22 protein-coding genes and 3 pseudogenes are annotated in these 19451 nt (G+C 66.2%); 5 read left to right on the forward strand and 20 right to left on the reverse strand.

Going from position 1 to position 19451, the window contains the following annotated elements:
• Positions 1-82: 82 nt before the first annotated feature.
• The 11 genes and pseudogenes from Q4I23_RS18355 to Q4I23_RS18405 form a co-directional block, all read right to left on the reverse strand.
• Positions 83-556, reverse strand: a complete 474-nt coding sequence (locus tag Q4I23_RS18355; RefSeq protein WP_498527133.1) for a group III truncated hemoglobin — start codon at positions 554-556, stop codon at positions 83-85.
• A 20-nt stretch (positions 557-576) separates the two neighbouring features.
• Positions 577-1239 (reverse strand): alternative oxidase, encoded by a 663-nt coding sequence (locus Q4I23_RS18360; RefSeq protein ID WP_498527134.1) that lies wholly within the window; start codon positions 1237-1239, stop codon positions 577-579.
• A gap of 394 nt (positions 1240-1633) precedes the next feature.
• Positions 1634-2164, reverse strand: coding sequence for an RrF2 family transcriptional regulator (locus Q4I23_RS18365; RefSeq protein WP_237907079.1), 531 nt, complete (start codon positions 2162-2164; stop codon positions 1634-1636).
• Between the two features lie 87 nt (positions 2165-2251).
• Positions 2252-2668: a cupin domain-containing protein gene (locus Q4I23_RS18370; RefSeq protein WP_454019469.1), complete on the reverse strand. Its 417-nt coding sequence runs from the start codon at positions 2666-2668 to the stop codon at positions 2252-2254.
• Positions 2669-2739: 71 nt separating this feature from the next.
• The gene (locus Q4I23_RS18375) at positions 2740-3495 is read right to left on the reverse strand and encodes an SDR family oxidoreductase (RefSeq protein ID WP_498527135.1); all 756 of its coding nucleotides are present in this window, start codon (positions 3493-3495) and stop codon (positions 2740-2742) included.
• Positions 3496-3714: 219 nt separating this feature from the next.
• Entirely contained in the window at positions 3715-4644 is a 930-nt protein-coding gene (locus tag Q4I23_RS18380) for a LysR family transcriptional regulator (protein WP_498527136.1), read from the reverse strand.
• Between the two features lie 102 nt (positions 4645-4746).
• The gene (locus tag Q4I23_RS18385; protein ID WP_498527137.1) at positions 4747-5157 is read right to left on the reverse strand and encodes an SDR family NAD(P)-dependent oxidoreductase; all 411 of its coding nucleotides are present in this window, start codon (positions 5155-5157) and stop codon (positions 4747-4749) included.
• A 90-nt stretch (positions 5158-5247) separates the two neighbouring features.
• Complete coding sequence (locus Q4I23_RS18390; RefSeq protein ID WP_498527138.1) at positions 5248-5697, reverse strand: cupin domain-containing protein; 450 nt, start codon at positions 5695-5697, stop codon at positions 5248-5250.
• A gap of 27 nt (positions 5698-5724) precedes the next feature.
• Entirely contained in the window at positions 5725-6477 is a 753-nt protein-coding gene (locus Q4I23_RS18395) for an SDR family oxidoreductase (RefSeq protein ID WP_498527139.1), read from the reverse strand.
• Positions 6478-6591: 114 nt separating this feature from the next.
• Positions 6592-6735: pseudogene (locus tag Q4I23_RS18400) on the reverse strand (alpha/beta fold hydrolase); the annotation flags it as partial.
• Positions 6736-6765: 30 nt separating this feature from the next.
• A complete protein-coding gene (locus tag Q4I23_RS18405) occupies positions 6766-6993 on the reverse strand; it encodes a hypothetical protein (RefSeq protein WP_498527140.1) in 228 nt (75 codons plus the stop codon).
• Positions 6994-7161: 168 nt separating this feature from the next.
• Between Q4I23_RS18405 and Q4I23_RS18410 the strand changes: the two are divergent.
• A pseudogene (locus Q4I23_RS18410) lies at positions 7162-7602 on the forward strand (DJ-1/PfpI family protein); the annotation flags it as partial.
• A 48-nt stretch (positions 7603-7650) separates the two neighbouring features.
• Positions 7651-8052 carry a helix-turn-helix domain-containing protein gene (locus Q4I23_RS18415; protein WP_498527149.1) on the forward strand — a complete coding sequence of 134 codons (402 nt, stop codon included), beginning with the start codon at positions 7651-7653 and terminating at the stop codon, positions 8050-8052.
• Between the two features lie 4 nt (positions 8053-8056).
• Here the strand turns inward: Q4I23_RS18415 and Q4I23_RS18420 are convergent, their stop codons facing one another.
• The gene (locus Q4I23_RS18420) at positions 8057-9040 is read right to left on the reverse strand and encodes an oxidoreductase (protein ID WP_498527141.1); all 984 of its coding nucleotides are present in this window, start codon (positions 9038-9040) and stop codon (positions 8057-8059) included.
• Between the two features lie 86 nt (positions 9041-9126).
• On the opposite strand from Q4I23_RS18420, the gene Q4I23_RS18425 reads away from it, so the two are divergent.
• Positions 9127-10113: an AraC family transcriptional regulator gene (locus Q4I23_RS18425; RefSeq protein WP_498527142.1), complete on the forward strand. Its 987-nt coding sequence runs from the start codon at positions 9127-9129 to the stop codon at positions 10111-10113.
• A gap of 178 nt (positions 10114-10291) precedes the next feature.
• Here Q4I23_RS18425 and Q4I23_RS18430 read toward each other — a convergent pair whose 3' ends face one another.
• Together Q4I23_RS18430 and Q4I23_RS18435 are read right to left on the reverse strand one after the other, a co-directional pair.
• The gene (locus Q4I23_RS18430) at positions 10292-10516 is read right to left on the reverse strand and encodes a DDE-type integrase/transposase/recombinase (protein WP_498527143.1); all 225 of its coding nucleotides are present in this window, start codon (positions 10514-10516) and stop codon (positions 10292-10294) included.
• Positions 10420-10683, reverse strand: coding sequence for a hypothetical protein (locus Q4I23_RS18435; protein ID WP_498527151.1), 264 nt, complete (start codon positions 10681-10683; stop codon positions 10420-10422). The genes Q4I23_RS18430 and Q4I23_RS18435 overlap by 97 nt, the downstream gene beginning before the upstream one ends.
• A gap of 420 nt (positions 10684-11103) precedes the next feature.
• Here Q4I23_RS18435 and Q4I23_RS18440 point away from each other — a divergent pair, with 420 nt between their 5' ends.
• Complete coding sequence (locus Q4I23_RS18440) at positions 11104-11655, forward strand: Rrf2 family transcriptional regulator (protein WP_498527150.1); 552 nt, start codon at positions 11104-11106, stop codon at positions 11653-11655.
• Here Q4I23_RS18440 and hmpA read toward each other — a convergent pair.
• From hmpA to Q4I23_RS18460, 4 genes are all read right to left on the reverse strand, one after another.
• Entirely contained in the window at positions 11613-12818 is a 1206-nt protein-coding gene (gene hmpA / locus Q4I23_RS18445) for an NO-inducible flavohemoprotein (RefSeq protein WP_498527144.1), read from the reverse strand. The two genes, Q4I23_RS18440 and hmpA, sit on opposite strands and share 43 nt — an antisense overlap.
• A gap of 134 nt (positions 12819-12952) precedes the next feature.
• Positions 12953-13264 (reverse strand): hypothetical protein, encoded by a 312-nt coding sequence (locus Q4I23_RS18450; RefSeq protein ID WP_498527145.1) that lies wholly within the window; start codon positions 13262-13264, stop codon positions 12953-12955.
• Positions 13265-13283: 19 nt separating this feature from the next.
• Positions 13284-13730, reverse strand: a complete 447-nt coding sequence (locus Q4I23_RS18455; RefSeq protein WP_454019481.1) for a carboxymuconolactone decarboxylase family protein — start codon at positions 13728-13730, stop codon at positions 13284-13286.
• Between the two features lie 82 nt (positions 13731-13812).
• Positions 13813-14565 carry an SDR family oxidoreductase gene (locus Q4I23_RS18460; protein WP_498527146.1) on the reverse strand — a complete coding sequence of 251 codons (753 nt, stop codon included), beginning with the start codon at positions 14563-14565 and terminating at the stop codon, positions 13813-13815.
• A gap of 252 nt (positions 14566-14817) precedes the next feature.
• Between Q4I23_RS18460 and Q4I23_RS18465 the strand changes: the two genes are divergently transcribed.
• Positions 14818-16395: a winged helix-turn-helix domain-containing protein gene (locus Q4I23_RS18465; RefSeq protein ID WP_498527147.1), complete on the forward strand. Its 1578-nt coding sequence runs from the start codon at positions 14818-14820 to the stop codon at positions 16393-16395.
• A gap of 302 nt (positions 16396-16697) precedes the next feature.
• Here the strand turns inward: Q4I23_RS18465 and Q4I23_RS18470 are convergent.
• Positions 16698-16800 (reverse strand): annotated as a pseudogene (locus tag Q4I23_RS18470) (IS6 family transposase); the annotation flags it as partial.
• A 234-nt stretch (positions 16801-17034) separates the two neighbouring features.
• Positions 17035-19191 carry an acetate--CoA ligase family protein gene (locus Q4I23_RS18475; protein WP_498527148.1) on the reverse strand — a complete coding sequence of 719 codons (2157 nt, stop codon included), beginning with the start codon at positions 19189-19191 and terminating at the stop codon, positions 17035-17037.
• Between the last annotated feature and the right edge of the window lie 260 nt (positions 19192-19451).

Raw genomic sequence — 19451 nt, forward strand, 5'->3', positions numbered from 1 at the left:
TGGTTTTCATGATGCAATCCAGGGCGAGTGTTGCTTCTGAAGCCAACATCCCGGATTTCACGCCCCGATTACTTGACGGTCGTCAAGAATTTGAAGAAAGGGCAACGCCCTGTTTTTTTGTATTTTGCTTGCTTTTGTCACAACTCCAATAAAGCCCTGTGAGAGTGAGCAGGCTGCGCGCGATGTTGCGCGCGCGGTCGGTGAAAAAAGCGGCGGCGGCGGGCGGGCAGACCTCGGCGGCGGTGTCGGAGAACAGCGGCAGCCAACGGTCAAACTGCGCCGGCCCGATGTCTAGGTTGGCATGCACCGGCATCGGACGGCCGTGGTAGCGGCCCGAAAGCAGGGCGACCGACGACCAAAAATCCTCCATGGTGCGCAGATGCGGCTCCCAGTCGGTGATGGTCCGGTCGAACACCGGCCCCAGCGTCGCGTCGGCTCGAACCTTTCCGTAGAAGGCATGGACGAGCGTCCGGATCATCGCTTCGTCGATGCCGGTTGCGGCGACGCGTTCGGCGATGACGATGTCCCGGTGCGTGCGGTGGGGTGCGGCGTTCATGGTCAATGGCTCCTTCCCGGTCAAGCAGCCTTGCGCGACTCGTCGCGGCGGTCCACGTCGGCGGACGGCTGGCCCGCCAGCGTGTCGGCGAAGCCGTGGTTCACGTCGCGATGGTTGGCCTCGTCGTTGCGGACGGCGAGTACGACATCGCGCAAGGTCGCGGTTTCCGGAAGCTTCCAATAATTGATGGCGAGGCGCGGGGCCGGCGGGTTTGCGTGCCGGCCGGCGTCGATCTCGGCGAGATAGCCGGTGTAGCTGACCACCGCTTCCTCTTCGAAATAGCCGACCACGCGGTGGGCCGTCTTCGGCGAGATCAGGTACAGCAGGAAGAAGGCGTTGTAGAAGGCACCCTGGGTCAGCAGGATCAGGACGCGTTCCAGCCAGTTCGGTTTCGCCACCTCGATGAAGGTCATGAGGTGCATGCGTTCGTTCTCCGCCTCGTCGAGCAGGGTGTGAATCCAGCCCTGGTCGTGCTGCATGCGGCGCAGGCAGCGCAGGTGCTGCAGTGTGGCTCCGACCATTCCGGGAACCGCCGCCACCGTTTCCAGCACGATGGCGCGATGCCCGTAGCGTTTGGCGAAGAAGGTGTCGGCCAGCAGGCGCAGCGCCTTGGTGAAGCCCAGGGCGATGCGGTCACTGAGGTCGCGCGGCGTGTGATGCGTGGTGAGGATGAGAGGCTTCATGATGTGAGCTCCTTGGCTCCGGTGCGCTGGCGCGCCCGATCGACGATGACCGACGGCGTCTTCAGCGTGAGTGGATGTCCGGCGGATCGAGCGCGTCGCCGTTGGCGCCAATCGCGCGATGCCATGGCAATAACATGCAAGAAAAATGCATCTTTATGAATGGACAGATTGTCGCATCAGTCCGCGTTCGAAGTGGGCCCTAGGCGCCTGATGCCTTATGGGACGCATATCGGACGCTGAAGCGGATAATAAGCAGACTGCATTGCAGAACGAAGATCAATGGCAGGCTGAAAATATTCATTTTATATAAATGTATATGGGCGGCCCGGTCTCTTCGGCGGATCCGGGCTTGATGCCTGACGTGCCGCCCTTCGCTTCCGGATTGAGGGGCGTTTCAGCTGGATCGCGATGTGCGTGCTGTGGTCCGGGCGCTGAACCGCTCCTGGATCCAGTTGGCGATTTCGTCGGAGAACTCTGCCGGGGCCTTCCGGCCGAATGTGTTGGCAACATTGGCAAGCGTCTCTTGGGCCAGTACGGCCCGCATCGCCTTTTCCGCGCGAATCATCACCGCATGGACCGCACAGACACCGGATGTCGCCCAGGAGGGCGGTCGCTGGCCGAACACTGCACAGCGACCGCGGATTTCCTGGCAATCGAAAAGCGGCTTGTCGCCTTCGATCGCATCGACAATGTCCAGAAAGGTGATGTCTTCCGGCGCTTTGGCGAGCCGATAGCCGCCGCGCACGCCTTCGCTGGCCATGACGAGTCCGGCCTTTTCAAGCTTCGGGAAAATCTTGGCCAGAAACGACGGTGAAATGCCCTGCAGTTCGGCCAGGTCACGGCTGCTCAGTGGCTGGTTGCCCGATGAGACCAGCCAGAGGAGGCAGTGAATGCCGTACTCAACGCTGACGGTGAGATGTGCCATGGCCGGTTCCGCTAGAAAACAGGGGAACGGGGACATTAATAATCCGCGTTTCAAAGTGCAAGCCGTCCCTGTTCCGCAACGTCTCCGTCACTTCTTGTCCGGCGTGGTCAACTCCGTATCGGCGGTGTCGACGATGAAGACCGCAAGGAGTTTCGCCGGCTTGGTGTCGCTGGCGTTGGCGCTGACCCCATGATGGTCGCCCGGCAGTTCGGTGAAGTTCTCGCCGACACGATAGGTTTTGGCCGGGCCGTCATTGACCTTGCTGCGGATCGCCCCTTCCAGCACGGTGGCGTAGATGAGCGCCGACTTCGCATGGGTATGGGCAGGTGAAGAGCCGCCCGGACCATATTCGACCAGCACGCCCTTGACGCTCTTGCCGGGCACGTCGGGCAGTGCGTGTTCGTAGACCAAAGTCACCTTGGCATTTTTCGACTGGGGAGTATCCGCGAGAGCCGTGGCGAACGGCAGGGTCGCGACCAGCAAGGGGGCGAGAAAGCGTTTCATGGTTCTGCTCCTTCGGCAATCGATGGCTTTGATTGGACGCCGGTTAACGACGCCCTGCGGCGGAAAGTCGATCAGACGCCGGCCTTGGACCGATTGAGCCAGTCAGTCAGGTTGATCTGGCCGAGGCGGGCCGGGCCGGTGGGGACCAGGGAAAACTTGGTGACGCGGCCGCCGAAATAGCGGGCTGCCGGATCGCTGACAGCGGTGCGGCGGTCGCCCACCGCCGTCAGATAACGGCCGACGATGTCGGCGAAGGGGCCGCGGTCCGGACCGGCAATGTCGATGAGGCCGTTGAGCGGCTGCGCCAGGGCGGTCTCTGCCAGAATGGCCGCCACATCGTCCGCGGCAATCGGCTGGAACTGCACCGGCGCCAGCCGCACCGTGTCGCCGTCGGCATGGCCGTCGGCGATGCCGGCGAGGAATTCCAGGAACTGGGTGGCGCGGACAATGGTGTAGGAAATGCCGGACTGCGCGATCAGCCGTTCCTGTTCCACCTTGGCACGGAAATAGCCAAGGTCGGCGACGCGGTCGGTCCCGACGATCGACAGGGCGACATGGTGGCGGACACCGGACTTCGCCTCGGCCGCGGCCAGATTGCCGCCGGAGGTCCGGAAGAAGTCGGTCACGACCCTTTCGTCGAAGGACGGGGCATTGGACACGTCGACGACGACCGCAGCGCCGTCCAGCGCACCGGCCAATCCTTCGCCGGTGATGGTGTTCACGCCCTTGCTGGGCGAAGCGGCCACGACCTCATGGCCGCTGGCGCTCAGGGTGGCGACAAGCTTGGAACCGATCAGTCCCGTTCCACCGATGACGACGATTTTCATGAGTCCCTCTCCTGTCCGACGGGCATCCGTTGCCTGATTGAGCAGCCGGTGAGTGGCGAAAGGCGGCAGCGGGCATTCGGTCCCTGCTGATCGCCGTGATCCGGCCGCCATCCGATAACGCGGACAATATCCGTCAGTGTTCAGTCGCGCAAGCAAAAACGCTGACTAATTTTATCAGTGTTTTGGTGGCCGAGTGCTGATGGCGCCTTTTAAGGCTGTTCAGTCCTGACGCAGGGTCAACCCGTCGGGCCCGGCTTCCGATCGTGCAGAGGTGGGGTCGAAGGGGTTCAGCCATTCGCGATGCCGGGCGAAATGCACGGCCAACAGGTCGATGAAGGTTCTCACCTTGGTGGACAGGTGATCCCGGTGCGGATAGATGGCGTTGATGGCGAACTCCACCGGCCGGTGGTCCGGCAGCAGCCGGCACAGGGCTCCGCTGCGCAAATCGTCCAGTACGATAAAGCTGGGGAGCAGCAGCAGCCCCTCGCCGCTCAAAGCGACCCGCAGCAGGGTTTCCGCGCTGTTGGTCAGCAGATTGCCGGACACCCGTGCCGACACGCCCGACTGGTCCGGTCCGATGAAACGCCACTCATTGCCGAACGGATAATGGCTGTAGCGCAGGCAATTATGGTTCGCCAGATCCTCCAGGTTTTGGGAAATGCCGTGCTTTTCCAGATAGGCCGGCGCCGCGCACAACACGTGCCGCCAGGGCGTCAGCCGCCGGCAGATCAGGCTGGTGTTCTGCGGCTGCAACGGGTGCACCGCGAGGTCGAATCCTTCGTCCACGATGTCCACCGAAGCCTCGCCGATGGTCAGTTCCACCGAAATTGCCGGGTAGCGCGTGACGAAGTCGCCGATCACCGGCGCGATGAAGCGGGCGAGGTGCGTGCCGATGTGCAGGCGCAGGGTTCCCCGCGGCGTCGCGTTCAGCGCCACCGCCAGCTCGTCCGCGGCTTCCAGATCGGCGCGGATGGTGACGCAGCGGTCGTAATAGGGGCGGCCGGCGTCGGTCAGGCTGACCCGCCGCGTGGTCCGGTTCAGCAGGCGGAGCGCCAACCGGTCCTCCAGCGCCTGGACATGGTTGCTCACCATGGTGACGGACAGGTTCAGCCGCCGCGGAGAAGCCGCCGCACTCCACCACCCGCACAAAGGCCGTCAGGCTCGTCAGCCGGTCCACGCGCACCGCCGCCGCCCTGGTTCGCCACGATTATCCACTCACACTGGATAAGCTTTCCAGTCTTTCCCGAATTTTCAACCGACGCCCCCGCACCCATCCTGACATCGCGGTCCGGGACGGCCAAAGCCCCCGGGAATACCTCGGAAAGGATGGATGCCATGGTTGAACTCACTCACGGCAAAGAGGCCCAGAACCTTCTCGCGCGGTGTGGATTCGAACACGCCGAACAGGCCGAAACCGGCGTTGTTCACAAGCACGTCGATCCGGCCGAAGCGGTCGATGGCCGCCGCGACCGCCGCCTCGATGCTCGCCGGATCCTGGACGTCCAGCCGCGTGACCAGGACACGGTCCAGCGCGGCGAATTCGCCGCCGGCCCCCGACGAGCGCATGGTGGCGACGACGTTCCAGCCGCGGGCGGCGAACAGACAGGGAGTTGCTTCGCCGAAGCCGCTCGAACAGTCGGTGATGAGCACGGTGCGGGTCATGGGGGCCTTCCTTGTCGGGAGCGTTCATTGCGAGGCCGCTCCATTGGTTGCGATAAGCCAGCCGTCCTTCGCGGCCGGGAGGGGGCATCACTATCGGTCGGGAGTCGTCAACTCCGTCTCCGCCGTGTCGACCACGAAGACCGCAAGGAGCTTGGCCGGCTGGCTGTCGCTGGCGTTGGCGTTGGCGCTGACGTTGTGGTGGTCGCCCGGCAGCTTGGTGAAATTCTCGCCGGCCTGGAAGGTCCTGACCGGGCCGCCGTTGATCTGGCTGCGCACCGCCCCCTCCAGCACGGTGGCGTAGATGAGCGCCGATTTCGCGTGGGTGTGGGACGGCGAGTAGCCGCCCGGGCCGTATTCGACCAGCACGCCTCGGATGCTTTTGCCGGGGACATCCGGCAGCGCGTGCTCGTAGACCTGCGTGACCTTGGCGTTCCGGCTTTCCGCCAGGTCGGCCAGGGCGATGGACGGCGGCAGTGCGGCGAGGGCCAGGGCCGCGGTGGAGAGCAGGACGCGCGTCAGCGCGCCGGCATGGCGAGTCATGGGAATTCTCCGGATGGGTGGTCAGGATCAGCGGCGCGGTGCCCGGCGGAGCCAGGCGTCCAGGCCGATGCGGCCGAGGCGGGCCTCGCCGGTCGGCACCAGGGATAGTTCCTCGACGCGGCCGCCGAAGTAACGGGCCTCCGGGTCGCCGACCACCCGGCGGTCGTCGCCGACCGCCGCCATGTAGCGGCCGACGATCGCCGGGAACGGCGCGCGGTCCGGGCCGGCGATGTCGATGACGCCGTTGCGCGGCGCGCCGAGCGCCGTCTCGGCCAGGATGGCCGCCACATCGTCGGCGGCGATCGGTTGGAAGAGACCGGTGGCCAGCCGCACCGTGTCGCCGTCTGCGTGGGTGGCGGCGATGGCCCCAAGGAACTCCATGAACTGGGTGGCCCGGACGATGGAGTGGGAAATGCCGGAGGCGGCGACCAGCCGTTCCTGCTCCGCCTTGGCCCGGGAATAGCCGTTGTCGGGCATCCGGTCGGTGTTGACGATGGACAGGACGACATGGTGCCCGACACCAGCGGCGGCTTCCGCCGCGAGCAGGTTGCGGCCGGACGTCTGGAAGAAGTCCATCACCGCCCGATCCTCGAAGGAGGGCGCGTTGGCAACGTCGATCACCACCGCGGCGCCGGCGAGGGCGTCGGCAAGGCCGACGCCGGTGATGGTGTCGACCCCCGTGCTGGGCGACGCGGCGACCACCGCATGGCCGTGGTCACGCAGGAGGGCGGCGAGCTTGGAACCGATCAGACCGGTTCCGCCGATGATGACGATCTTCATGGGATGCGCCTCGGATCGGGGGCCGGGCGTCAGCCGGCGATGAAGGACAGGAGATCGGGGTTCACCACGTCGGCGTGGGTCGTGCACATCCCGTGCGGGAAACGCTCGTAGACCTTAATGGTCCATGTCGTGACCCTCGCCGACCTGCGCGGAACGCCCATGGCCGCGGCGGTCATGGGCGATCACGCGATAGCCCTTGTCCGCGAAGAACAGCATCTGGCTGTCCCAGTCGTCCGCGCTGAGCGGCCAGCCGTGGTGGAAGACGACGGGCTGCCCCCTGCGGGGACCTCAATCCTTGTAGAAGATCGAAACGCCGTCCTTGGTGGTGATGGTGCTCATGGTTGGACTCCGGTCGAGGGAGGAGGAGGGCGTCGGCCCCGGTGCGGTCTGAGCGGCCGCCGGTGGGATGGGCAGCGCCGCCAGCAGGGCGGTACCCGCTCCAAAGCCCAGGAGCTTGCGGCGGACCGGGTCCGCCGGGTCTGAAAGGGGCGGTTCGGCACGAGGCGGGTTGGTCATGGGACGCTCGGTTGACCGCAGGCTATCGCGCGTCGATGATGTCTCAAAGGGCGTCATTCCCGGGATTTCGGACATGACCCGTCACGTGCGTTTCCTGGTCCATCCGGGCTTCGTGCTGCTCGATCTCGGTTCGATCTCGGTGGGCCGCTCGATGCCTTCTCCTTCGCCAACCGGCTGTGCGGGGAGCGCTACCAACTCTCCGTTGCCTCGGTCGCGGGCGGTCCGGTGCGCAGTTCCTGCGGGTTGGAGGTCATCACCGACCCCTTGCCGGAAGCCGGCGCCGAAGCCTGCGCCGACAGCCCGGCGGACACGCTCATCGTGGTCGGCGCGCCGGAACCGCCGGAAGGGCCATCGGTGAAGGCCCTTGCGGCGGCCATCGCGGCGGCGGCGCCCCGCACCCGGAGGATCGCCAGCGTCTGCACGGGGGCCTTTATCCTCGCCGCGAGCGGCATCCTCGACGGGCGGCCGGCGACCACCCACTGGTTCTACGCGCCGCGGCTCCAGGCGCGCTACCCGAACCTGCGGGTGGACGGCGACCGCATCCACACTTGCGACGGCGGTGTCTGGACATCAGCGGGCCTATCGGCGGGGATCGACATGACGCTCGCCCTGATCGAGGAGGATCTGGGCCAGGAAGCGGCGCGGTCGCTTGCCTGCATGCTTGTCGTCTATTACCGGCGCCCCGGCGGCCAGTACCAGTATTCCTCCCTGCTCGACTTCGATCCGGGGTCCGACCGCATCCGCCGCACGCTGAGCTTCGCGCGGGAGAATCTGGCGGCGGATCTCTCGGTGGAGCGGCTGGCCGACGTGGCGCATCTCAGCGTGCGGCAGTTCGGACGCGCCTTCACCACCTCCACCGGCATGACGCCGGCCAAGGCCGTGGAGCGGATGCGGGTGGAGGCGGCGCGGACGATGGTGGAAGACGGCCGGCAGACCTTCGCGGAAATCGCCCGCCTCGTCGGCTTCATCGACCCGGACCGCATGTGCCAGAGCTTCCTGCGCGTTCTCGGCCAGACCCCGCAGGAGCTTCGGCGCCAGTTCCGGCAGATGGCGCCGTGACGGATCAGGGCGGGGAGGCGCCGGTCAGGGCCTCCGAGACGCGCCACAGCCGCTCGGCAAGCGCATCGTCCGCGGCCCAGGGATGCACGCCGCGCCGCCCCGTCGCCGCGCTATGGACCGGGGCGACGTCGCAATCCTCGCAATAGACCCCACCGAGGCCATCGAGCCGCGGGCTGGTCGCGCACCAGACGCTGGTGGCCGCCCCTTGCGCGACGGTCTTCATGCCGCGGGACGGGTCGATGCGCGGGCGCCCCTCCGCGTCCAGGGCGTCGAAACCGGCGATCTCCTCGGCGCTCAGGTGGCGGCTCAGATCGGTGAGGATCTGTCCCGGATGCAGCGCGTAGGCACGCACCCCGTGCTCCCGACCGCGGCGATCCAGGGCCACGGCGAACAGTGCGTTGGCGGTCTTGGACTGGCCGTAGGCGATCCACTTGTCATACGGGCGCCGTTCGAAATCGAGGTCGTCGAAGTCGATTCCGGCGATCTGGTGGCCACGCGACGAAACTGACACGACGCGCGCGCCACTTGCATCGCGTCCCGCCGCGAGCAGCGCCGGCCACAAGGCCAGGGTCAGCCGGAAATGGCCGAGATGATTCGTCGCGAACTGCCCCTCGCGCCCGTCGGCGTCGCGGTAAAGTGGCGTCGCCATGATGCCGGCGCTGTTGACGAGGATCGAAAGCGGCCGCCCGGTCTCGCGGAAGCGCTGGGCGAAGGCGGCAACCGAGGCGGCGTCCGCGAGGTCAAGCGCCTCCAACTCGACGCGGTCGAGGCCGGCCAGCGCCGCCGCCGCCCGGGCGTGATCCCGGGCCGGTACGATGACCATTGCGCCGGCCTCGGCGAGCGCGCGCGTCGTCTCCAACCCGATGCCGGAATAGCCTCCGGTGACCACCGCCACCCGCCCGCGGAGATCAATGCCGCGGACGGCCTCGGCGGCGGTGGTGGCGGGACCGAAGCCGGACCCGATGGGTGTCTGGTCGGGGGATATCATAGGGCCTCTTCGCAGGGTGTGGTGTCGGAAGGCATTGTCACCTATATGCGCGGGATGATCCATTCAGCCACGTCCGGAATCCTGTCGTGATCGTCCAGAACGCGCCCGCCGACGTGCTGTCGGATGTGCTCCGCCTGATGCAGGCCCAGACCCTGTGCTCCGCGCGCCTCGCCGCCAGGGGTGACTGGTCGATCCGCTTCCAGCCGCCGAACGCCATCAAGTTCAATGTGGTGACAGCGGGCACCTGCTGGATCCGGCCGGATGGGCCGGAAGCGCCGCAGCGCCTCGATGCCGGCGATTGCTTCGTGGTGGTGCGCGGTGGCTTCGTCCTGGCGAGCGCGCCGGACCTGCCCCCCGTCCCGGCCGCGGAAGTGTTTCATGCGCCGGGCGGTGAGGCCAGCGTCAACGCGGGAAGTGGCACGCCCGGCGGCGACGGGAACGAGGTGCGGTTCCTCGGCGGCAGCGTGCGGTTCGACCGGCTGGACGGTGGACTGCTGTTCGACCTGCTGCCGGGGCTGCTGATGATCCGCGGCGAAGCCCCGGGGGCCGCGCCGGTCGGCTGGCTGCTGGAGCAGCTCGATCGGGAATGGCGCGGCGGGACGGTGGGGTCTCAGCTCGCCTGCAACGACCTGCTGCGCTTAATGTTCGTCCACGCCTTGCGGACGCATCTGAGTGAGCAGCCGCCGCAAGGCGCCAACTGGCTGGCGGCCAGCCTGGATCCCTCGATCGGCCGGGTCCTCGGCGCCATCCACGCCGAGCCCTGCCGCAACTGGACGCTTGCGGAACTGGCGGGCATCGCCGGGCAGTCGCGCTCCAGCTTCGCCGCCGCCTTTCGGGAGCGCGTGGGGGTTCCCCCGATCGATTACATGCTGCGCTGGCGCATGCGCCTCGCCGCGACGCGGCTGCGGCAAGGGCAGGAACCCGTCTCCGTCATCGCCGCCTCGCTCGGCTATCTGTCGGACAGCGCCTTCAGCGCCACGTTCCGGCGGATCATGGGGGTCTCGCCGGCGCGCTACCGGACGGGGGCGGACAGACAGGTCGCTTCGGAGCGCGGTCCCACGATCAGAAGTTGATCGCCCGACAGTCGCGCATCGGCTGTGTCCGCCCTTTCATCCCACGGTGATCTTGCTCCAAATGGTTGTTTTTGTCCTTGGAAGCGCGGTGGTCGACGGCATTCCCGAACACTTCCGCGAAGGCTTGGGGGATAGGCGGCGTGCTTGCCGGAGGTGATCGCCTCCGGTGTAATGCCCGTCACCGCCACGGCCGAGCGGAAGAACCGTTCAGCGGCGACCTGGTCGCGGTGCTCAATGAGGCAGACGTCGACAGGGCGCCATCAATGTCGATGGCCCGGTGCAGATAACGCCGCCGTCCGCCGACCTTCAGGTGGGTCTCGTCCACGTACCAGCTCCGGCCGATCTTGCATCGACGACGCTGACGCAAGGCATCGGTGAGCAGGGGGCGATTTTGGCCTCCCATTCGCGCACCGCCTCATGAGAGAAGACAAAGCCTCGCAGCAGCAGGACCTCGGCCAAATCCCGCAAGCTCAGCTTCAGGCGCAGCCTCCAGAGCACTATCAGAATGACGATGTCGGTTGGCACCTGCAGCCGGCTCAGCACCGAGCCCGTACGCTCGGTCGTCGCCATCGAGTGGTAGTGCGGGCAGCGCATGTACCTTTTTCAAGAGGGAGGGGATTCTCTATGGCAGCACCGCCGCACTGATCAAGCCGGGGCGAAAGCTGACGGAACCCCCGAGGCCGACGTGCAGGGTCAGGCAGTGCAAAGCCATGAAACATTCTCCTGAGTGACTATGGGCTCGGGGTCGGCTCCGGAGCAGGCCGGCTGAAACGCTGGTATCGGTTGGGATGGGATGATGTTTCGCGCTTTAAGATTCAAAAAAATGAATATTTTTTCAGAGACAGAATGCCGCAACCCGCGTGGCTGCGACCGCTGAAGCCCCCCTGACGGAGCTGGGTTCCTTCCTATCCGGACAGATCGGATCGGTTGATTGCAAGCTCCAGGCCGCTTGGCTATATTGATGCAATCCCTATGCAGGTTTGGTTGGCGATGCGCTTGTCGAGCTATACGGATTATGCGCTGCGCGTGCTCATGTACCTGGCCGTGCGACAGGAGGGGCTGCCGACCATCAGCGACATCGCACAGGTGTACGGCATTTCAAAAAACCACCTGATGAAGGTCGTGCATGACCTCGGACGGGGCGGCTACGTCGAAACCGTGAGGGGCCGGAACGGCGGGCTGCGCCTGGGCCGTCCGGCCGAGCAGATCCGGATCGGCGACGTCGTCCGCTACACCGAGGAGGACATGGCCATCGTCGACTGCATGGGCGCGCTGAAGGACACCTCCGTCTGCCGGCTGAGTCCGGCTTGCAACCTGCGCACCGCCCTGCACGAGGCATTGCAGGCGTTCCTGGCCGTCCTTGACGACTACACGCTGGCCGACATTGTCCGCCATCGCCGCAGCATGGCGTCCCTGCTCGGCCTGCCGCAGCCACCCCTCCCCCATGCCGCGGCTGAACGGGGGGAGGCGGAGCCGGGCTCGCGACCGGGACAGGCAGTTCAAGCGGCCTCAAGATCCTCCGCGGGGCCGAAGAACTCGTAATGCACCTGAGTGCGCGGCACGCCAGCGAGGGCGAGACCGCCGACGAAGGCCTTCAGGAACGGCTTCGGGCCGCACAGATAGAAGTCGGCGTCGTGGAACGGCGTGTTCGCCCGCAGCCACTCGACCGTGATGAAGCCGGCCGTGTCATGGGAAACGCCCGACCGATCCCCGGGCAGCGGGTCGCTGTAGAAGGTTGACACCCTGATGCCGGACCGCGACGCGGCCAGCCTGCGGATGTGCTCGTCCATGGCGTGGGTGACACTGTTCAGGGTGCCATGGACGTAATGCGCTTCCACCGTGGTCGGAGCGGCGGCGATCGCCTCGAGCATGCTCACCATGGGCGTCAGCCCGACGCCGCCGCTCAGCAGAACGACCGGCCGTTCCGGCTGTTCGGGCAGGAAGAAGTCGCCGGCGGGCGGGGATACCTTCAGCGCGGTCCCTTCCTGGGCATGGTCGTGCAGCCAATTGGAACCGGCGCCGTGGGGCTCCCGCTTCACGGAGATGCGATAGCCGAGGGTGTCGGGACCGGCGGAGATGCTGTAGTTCCGGCGCAGCGGCGCACGTCCCGGCAGGGGAAGCAGGAACGTCAGGTATTGCCCAGGCCGATGTCGGATCACTGGGCCGCCGTCGCTCGGCGACAGATGGAAGGAGGTGATTGTCCCGCTTTCCCTGACCCGCCGCGTGACGACGAAGTCCCGCCAGCCGCTCCACCCTCCGCTCTCATTGGCGAGGGCGTCGTAGATGCGCCCCTCCCTTCCCATCAGGATGCGGGCCAGATGCCAATACGCCTCTCCCCACGCATCCAGCACCTCCTCCGTCGCGGCGGTGCCCAGCACCTCGCGGATCGCTCCGAGGAGGGCGGCTGCGACATGAGGATAATGCTCCGGAAGGATCTGCAGCCCGACGTGCTTTTGCGCGATGCGCTCAACCATGGGCGTCAAGGTGCCGAGATTGTCTATGTTGCGGGCATAGGCGAGGATGGCGTTGGCGAGCGCCTTGGTTTGTGCGCCTTCCTCGCCCTGATGCGACTGGTTGAACAGCGCGGCGACCTCGGGGTCGCGAAACAGGATTTGATACATCGTCCGCGTGACGATGGTTCCATGCTCGGCGAGAATGGGAACGGTGGCCTTGACGATCGCGACGGTCTGCTGAGTGAGGGGCATTGGCGAATGGGCTCCGGGGTTGGCGGGGCCAATTGCCCCGCTCGGATTGTGGCGGCGAGGAGGTCCCCGCCAGATTAAACATTCATTTTAAATGAATGTATTGGCGCCGATTAAGATGCAATAGGAATATATGTTTATTGCCGGAATTCTGCTCGCTTGGGGAAAGCCGGCTCCACTGGCGTGGCGCCTCCGCCAGCATCACCTGCAGCTTCCCCGGATCCAACCAGCCGCACCGTGTCGCCGCCCGTGTGGGTGGCGGCGACGGCGACGAAGAATTCCGGGAACCGGGTGGCGCGAACGACGGTGTGGGGAATGCCGGAGGCCGCGACCAGCCATTCCTGCTCAACCTTTGCCCGGAAATAGCCGTTTTCGGGCTTCCGGTCGGTGTTGACGATGGACAGGAGGACATGGTGCCCGACACCGGCGGCCTCGCCGCCGGTCGCCACCGCTCCCATCCGCATCGGCTCAGGCCTTGGCGGCCACCGGGAGACGGAAAGGGGCACCCAGCCGGTTGAAGGCGTTCATCGCAGCGATGGCGATGGTGAGATCGACCAGATCCTTCGGCTCGAACGCCGCCGCTGCCGCCGCATAGGCGGCGTCGGACGCGTGGGTTTCGCTGACGCGGGTCACCTCCTCGGCCCAGGCCAGGGCTGCGCGCTCCGTGTCGGAGAACAGGTGCGGGACCTCCTCCCACACCGGCACCAGCGTGACCTTGTCGATCGACATGGTCTTCCGAAGGTCGCGGCTGTGCAGATCGATGCAGTGAGCGCAGCCATTGATCTGCGAGACCCTGAGGAACACGAGGTGGATGAGTTCCTCGGGCAGGTTGGTGCTCTTCGTGACGTAATGATGGACGCCGAAGAGAACCTTCGCGCCGTCGGGCGCAACCTCGTACCAAGCCAAGCGTGCCATGTTCTTTGCCTTTCCTAACAACAACTGATTGCGGTTCCCGCTTCGCCGGCCCATGGCCGCCGCCGGGTGTGTTCGAAGCCCCTCAGCGCGCGGTTTGCCAGCCGAGCCAGTCCTCGAACCGGATGGTGCCGAGGCGGGGGTTCTGGCCGGGGGTCAGCGATTGATCATTGAGAACGTCCCCGAAGTAGCGCGCGTGGATGTCCGGCACGACCTTGCGCGTGTCCTTCGTCGCCTGCAGGAAGCGCCGGACCAGCTCGTCGAGTGGGATCGCCTCCGGACCGGCGACTTCGAGCGTGCCGTTGACCGGCGACGCGAGCGCGACCTCGGCAAGGGCCGCCACCACGTCATCGGAGGCGATCGGTTGGATCAGCGCCGGCGACAGGCGGATCTCCCCGCCGACGGTGGCCGACTGCGCGATCCCGCCGACGAATTCGAAGAACTGCGTGGCGCGCAGGATGGTGTGGGGAATGCCGGACGCCTTGATGAGGCCTTCCTGGGCGACCTTCGCCCGGAAGTATCCTTTGTCGGGAAGCCGTTCGCTGCCGACGATCGAAAGGGCGACATGGTGGCGGACACCGGCGGCCGCTTCGGCGGCGAGCAGATTGCGGCCCGAGGTCTCGAAGAAGTCGAGGACGGCCTTGTCCTCCCAAACCGGGGCGTTCGCCACGTCGACGACGACAGCGGCTCCGTCGATCGCCTGGGCCAAGCCCTCACGGGTGATGGTGTTCACGCCCGTCTTTGGCGCGGCTGCGAGCGCATCGTGGCCGCGCTCGCGGAGGGTCTGCACCAGCTTCGATCCGATGAGGCCGGTGCCTCCGATGACGACGATCTTCATGGGGGCTCTCCGCTTCTCGACGGAAACCAGCGCCGTCGATGGAATGGAGAGTGCCCGCGCGCGCCGGGGAAGTCCTTGCGGCGGGCTTGAATTGCCCTCCAAGGACGCTTGGATTTCCGTCCAAGGAAGCCATACGGCGCGGCGTGCCTTGACGCGAACGGTGCAGCCGGCAACGCGGCGCCGTGCTATCAAGGGCGCACATCGTTCACCCGTCGCCCCGGACAGGGAGACGAGGACGCTCGATCCAGGGAGGTGCAGGCCTTGCAGTTCCGTTTCGGAGAATGTGTGCTCGATCAGGAGCGCCGGGAACTGACCCTGAGCGGACAGGTCGTGGGCGTCGGCCCGCAGGTCTTCGACCTGCTGCTGCATCTCGTCCGCAACCGCGACCGGGTCGTCAGCAAGGACGACCTGCTGGAGGCGGTGTGGAACGGACGGACTGTCTCCGAATCGACCATCACCAGCCACATCAACGCGGTTCGCAAGGCCATCGGCGACAGCGGTGGGGCGCAGCGCCTGGTCCGCACGGTCCCCCGCAAGGGGTTCCGCTTCGTCGGCGCGATCGAAGTCGGCGCGATTGAAGCCGGGGCGGCCGAGGTCGGCGCGATCGGGGAGACCCCGTCCGGGCCGGTCCTGCCGGGCAAGCCCTCGATCACCGTGCTGCCGTTCCAGAACCTGAGCGGCGACCCGGAGCAGGACTATTTCGCCGACGGCGTGGTGGAGGACATCATCGCCGCCCTGTCGCGCATCCGCTGGCTGTTCGTCATCGCGCGCAACTCGAGCTTTGCCTACAAGGGCCGGGCGGTGGATGTGACGGACGTCGGCCGCGAGCTGGGCGTCCGTTACGTGCTCGAAGGCAGCGTCCGCAAGGCCGGGAACAGGGTGCGCATCACCGGGCAGCTCATCGACGCGACGAGCGGTACGCATCTCTGGGCCGAGCGCTTCGAAGGCATGCTCGACGACCTTTTCGAGCTGCAGGACCGGATCGCCGAAAGCGTCGTCGGCGCGATTGCGCCGCAGCTCGAGCGAGCGGAGATCGAACGTGCCAAGCGCAAGCCGACGGAAAGCCTGGACGCCTACGATTACTATCTCCGCGGCATGGCGAAACTGCACAGCGGAACCCGCGAGGCGATCGACGCGGCGCTGCCCCTGTTCCACAAGGCGACGGGACTCGACCCGGAATTCGCATCGGCCTATGGCGGGGCGGCCTGGTGCCATCTCTGGCGCAAGGTGAACGGTTGGATGACCGACCGCCCCCTGGAGATCGCCGAAGGGGTGCGGCTGGCGCGGCTGGCGGTGGAGTTCGGCCGCGACGACGCGGTCGCGCTGACGAGAGCCGGGCACGCGCTTGGTCACTTCGCCGGCGATCTCGATGGCGGCATCGCGCTCATCGACCGGGCCGTGCTGCTCAACCCCAATTTCGCCCCCGCCTGGTTCCTCGGCGGCTACCTGCGCGCCTTCCGCGGTGAAACGGAAAGCGCGAGCGAGCATTTCGCCCATGCCGCCCGCCTGAGCCCGCTGGACCCGGAGATGTTCCGGATGCAGGCGGGGACGGCGCTCGCGCATTTCTTCGCCGGGCGCTACGATTGCGCCGTGGCCTGGGCGGACAAGGCGTTGGGGAACCTGCCCAGCCTCCTGGTCGCCATCGCCCTGACGGCGGCTAGTCACGCACTCGCCGGGCGGACGGAGGACGCGCGGCAGACGATGCAGCAATTGCGCGCGCTCGACCCGTCCTTGCGCGTCTCCACTCTCAGGAAGTGGCTGCCGATCCACCGTCCCGAGGATCTCACCCGGTTTGCGGAGGGACTGAGACTGGCTGGGTTGCCGGAGTGAGCGCAGGCCATGTCCGACTCAGCAGGTACCGTTTCGCCTCAGACACTGGCTCAAGCTGTGGCGGAAATGGGTGTGCTCGCCCGCTCTGACGCTGGCGCAAAAGGGCGCTGAGAGGAGCGCTGAAGGTTCTGTTGCAAAGTTTGGTGACGGGCGCGGAGGGCTGCGGCGCCTGTATCGTCGGGCGGCAGGACCGAACAGGCTGACGATGAAAGATGCCTGGGCTGGCATGTCGTTGACCGAAACAACCCGGACCTGGCCCTTGCGAACCGTGGCTATGATCTCGTAACCGGTGGTCGTCCGACGCGCTCCGCGGAAGCTCTTGGACCCGAGCCCCGACCGGACCGGCGGCCTGATGCGCCGATGGTCCTGTTCAACGATGTTGTTCAGGTACTCGCGTTGCCGCACCGCTCAAACCGAGAACGTCGCCATGGCGGCGTGACTCAAGCCAAATGGCCTCCGGGAAACCCGGTGCAGTTCAGGCGGGAGCCAAAACCTGCAACAGAACCGGTTGTTCAGCCCTTTGTGCTGGCGATGCTCCCTGCTCATCGCCAGCTCCCCGTTTTTCGCATCTACGCTATGAACACACTCGCCCTGCCAAGCAGAACGCGGATCATTGCCCATTCCGGGATCCAAACGCTACTAAACCAGCCCGGCCGCGCGAGCCCACTTGTACTTGGCGCCCAGCACCGCAACCGGCGTCTCGGTCGTGTAGGGGTAAGCCACGACACCGTGGTCATACAGGTGGCTCGCGGCCTCCTCCACCTGGACGTCGCCGGCCAGCGAAGCGACGATGGGCTTCTCGATGCCCTTCGCCTTCATCTCCTCCTTCACCTCGACAACGAGCTTGGCGAACACCATTGGCGGCGTGATGATCGTGTGCCAGTAGCCCAGGATCAACGCGTGGATGCGGTCATCCTCCAGGCCGAGCCGGATGGTGTTCTTGTAGGTCGACGGCGGTTCGCCACCCGTGATGTCCACAGGATTGCCGGCGGCGCCGAAAGGCGGGATGAATTTGCGGAAGGCGGCGTCGAGGTCCGGCGGCATCGCCATCAGCGACAAGCCATTGTCCACGCAGGCGTCCGACAACAGCACACCCGATCCGCCGGCACCGGTGATGATCACGACGTTCTCGCCCTTCGGCGTCGGCAGCACCGGGATTCCACGGGCGAATTGCAGCAGGTCCTGCAGACTGCGCGCCCGGACCACGCCCGACTGCCGCAGCACGTCTTCGTAAATCCTGTCGTTGCCGGCGAGCGCGCCGGTGTGGGAACTGGCCGCCCGCGCGCCAAGGGCTGTGCGCCCGGCCTTCAGCACGACCACCGGCTTCTTCTTCGAAACCTGCTTGGCGGCCTCCGCGAAGGCACGGCCGTCCTTCAGGTCCTCGCAGTGCATGGCGACGACCTGGGTGTTGTCGTCCTGTTCGAAGAAGTACAGCAGGTCGTCCTCATCGATGTCCGACTTGTTGCCGAGTCCGACGATCGCCGAAACGCCCATCTTGGCGGAGCGGCTGAAGCCGATGATCGCCATGCCGATGCCGCCCGATTGCGACGACAGCGCCGCCTTGCCCTTCACGTCGTAGGGCGTGCAGAAGGTGGCGCACAGGTTCTTCGGCGTGTAGTAGAAACCGTAGATGTTCGGCCCCATCAGCCGCACGTCGTGCTTGCGCGCGATGGCGACGATCTCCTCCTGCCCTTCGACGTTGCCGGTCTCGGCGAAGCCCGAGGGAATCAGCACGGCGCCGGGGATCCTCTTCTCACCGACCTCACCCAACGCCTGGGCGACGAATTTGGCCGGAATGGCGAACACCGCCACATCGATGTCGCCCGGCACGTCCTTGACGCTCTTGTAGGCCCTGTAGCCGAGGATGTTGTCGGCCTTCGGATGGATCGGATAGATCTGGCCCTTGTAGCCACCATTGATGAGGTTCTTCATCACCGAGTTGCCGATCTTCCCATCCTCGGCCGAGGCGCCGATGACGGCCACCGCCTCGGGCTTCATGATCCGGTTCATCTGCCGGACGATCTGCTCCTGCGACGGGCGGTAGCGCGGCGTCCTGGCCGCGAAATCCAGGACCACGCGCACATCGGCGGCGGTGGCTCCGTTCTCGCGTGCGAAGACCGGGTTGAGGTCGAGTTCGACGATCTCCGGCACCTCGTTGACGAGGCGCGAGACGTTGACGATCACATCGGCGAGCGCCTCGTGGTCGACCGCCTTGCCGCCGCGCACGCCCTTCAGCATCTCCGCGGCTTGGATGCCGTCGAGCATCGACAGGGCTTCCTCGCGGCTGACCGGGGCGAGGCGGAAGGTGATGTCCTTCAGCACCTCGACCAGCACGCCACCGAGGCCGAAGGCCACCAGCTTGCCGAAACTCGGGTCGGTGATGGAACCGACGATCACCTCCACGCCTCCTTGCAGCATCTGCTGAACCTGCACACCGATCAACTCCGCCCCGGGGTCATAGGCGCTGGCGTTCGCCATGATGGTCCTGAAGCCTTGGCGGACGGCATCGGCGTTCCGGAGATCAACCAGAACGCCGCCGGCTTCCGTCTTGTGCAGGATCTGCGGCGACACGATTTTCATGACCACCGGGAAACCCATGCCCTCGGCGAGGGTGACGGCTTCGTCGGCGCTCGTCGCCAAGCCCTCCTTCGGCACTGGAATGCCGTACACATCGCAGAGTTGCTTGGCTTCCGGCGCGGTCAGCGCGTTGCGGCCCTCGGCCTTGGCGGTGTCGAGAAGGCGGCGGACGACATCCGTTGGGCGCTCGGTGTGGAGCGGATCGATGACTGCGGTCATGGCCTTTCCTCCTTTTCAAACTGGTCGGCTCACGTCTTGAAGGCGAGCTCGGATGGATGTTCGGGGGCGGCAGCCTCGTGCAACGCGTCGCCGGTGTCGCGCTGTCAGACCACTGCGTTTGTCCTTTTCGGAGAGGACCGCCACCTGTCCTATTCGGTGGTCAGCGGCTTGCGCGCCGCACCGAGCGCGCCGCTGTCGCGAACCTCGCCGATGCGGCGTTCGTCGAAGCCGAGCACCTCGCGCAGGATCTCGTCGGTGTG

This window comes from Azospirillum sp. UFLA03-27 (assembly GCF_059803775.1).

Bases quoted from the DNA above. Each gene is read 5' to 3' on its own strand.
- Q4I23_RS18390 (WP_498527138.1), bottom strand. From the start codon at position 5,697: ATGACTCGCCATGCCGGCGCGCTGACGCGCGTCCTGCTCTCCACCGCG.
- Q4I23_RS18475 (WP_498527148.1), bottom strand. From the start codon at position 19,191: ATGACCGCAGTCATCGATCCGCTCCACACCGAGCGCCCAACGGATGTC.
- hmpA (WP_498527144.1), bottom strand. From the start codon at position 12,818: ATGCCCCTCACTCAGCAGACCGTCGCGATCGTCAAGGCCACCGTTCCC.
- Q4I23_RS18405 (WP_498527140.1), bottom strand. From the start codon at position 6,993: ATGACCAACCCGCCTCGTGCCGAACCGCCCCTTTCAGACCCGGCGGAC.
- Q4I23_RS18440 (WP_498527150.1), top strand. From the start codon at position 11,104: ATGCGCTTGTCGAGCTATACGGATTATGCGCTGCGCGTGCTCATGTAC.
- Q4I23_RS18365 (WP_237907079.1), bottom strand. From the start codon at position 2,164: ATGGCACATCTCACCGTCAGCGTTGAGTACGGCATTCACTGCCTCCTC.
- Q4I23_RS18370 (WP_454019469.1), bottom strand. From the start codon at position 2,668: ATGAAACGCTTTCTCGCCCCCTTGCTGGTCGCGACCCTGCCGTTCGCC.
- Q4I23_RS18430 (WP_498527143.1), bottom strand. From the start codon at position 10,516: ATGGGAGGCCAAAATCGCCCCCTGCTCACCGATGCCTTGCGTCAGCGT.
- Q4I23_RS18375 (WP_498527135.1), bottom strand. From the start codon at position 3,495: ATGAAAATCGTCGTCATCGGTGGAACGGGACTGATCGGTTCCAAGCTT.
- Q4I23_RS18360 (WP_498527134.1), bottom strand. From the start codon at position 1,239: ATGAAGCCTCTCATCCTCACCACGCATCACACGCCGCGCGACCTCAGT.
- Q4I23_RS18435 (WP_498527151.1), bottom strand. From the start codon at position 10,683: ATGGCGACGACCGAGCGTACGGGCTCGGTGCTGAGCCGGCTGCAGGTG.
- Q4I23_RS18460 (WP_498527146.1), bottom strand. From the start codon at position 14,565: ATGAAGATCGTCGTCATCGGAGGCACCGGCCTCATCGGATCGAAGCTG.
- Q4I23_RS18420 (WP_498527141.1), bottom strand. From the start codon at position 9,040: ATGATATCCCCCGACCAGACACCCATCGGGTCCGGCTTCGGTCCCGCC.
- Q4I23_RS18385 (WP_498527137.1), bottom strand. From the start codon at position 5,157: ATGACCCGCACCGTGCTCATCACCGACTGTTCGAGCGGCTTCGGCGAA.
- Q4I23_RS18355 (WP_498527133.1), bottom strand. From the start codon at position 556: ATGAACGCCGCACCCCACCGCACGCACCGGGACATCGTCATCGCCGAA.
- Q4I23_RS18455 (WP_454019481.1), bottom strand. From the start codon at position 13,730: ATGGCACGCTTGGCTTGGTACGAGGTTGCGCCCGACGGCGCGAAGGTT.
- Q4I23_RS18395 (WP_498527139.1), bottom strand. From the start codon at position 6,477: ATGAAGATCGTCATCATCGGCGGAACCGGTCTGATCGGTTCCAAGCTC.
- Q4I23_RS18415 (WP_498527149.1), top strand. From the start codon at position 7,651: ATGCTTGTCGTCTATTACCGGCGCCCCGGCGGCCAGTACCAGTATTCC.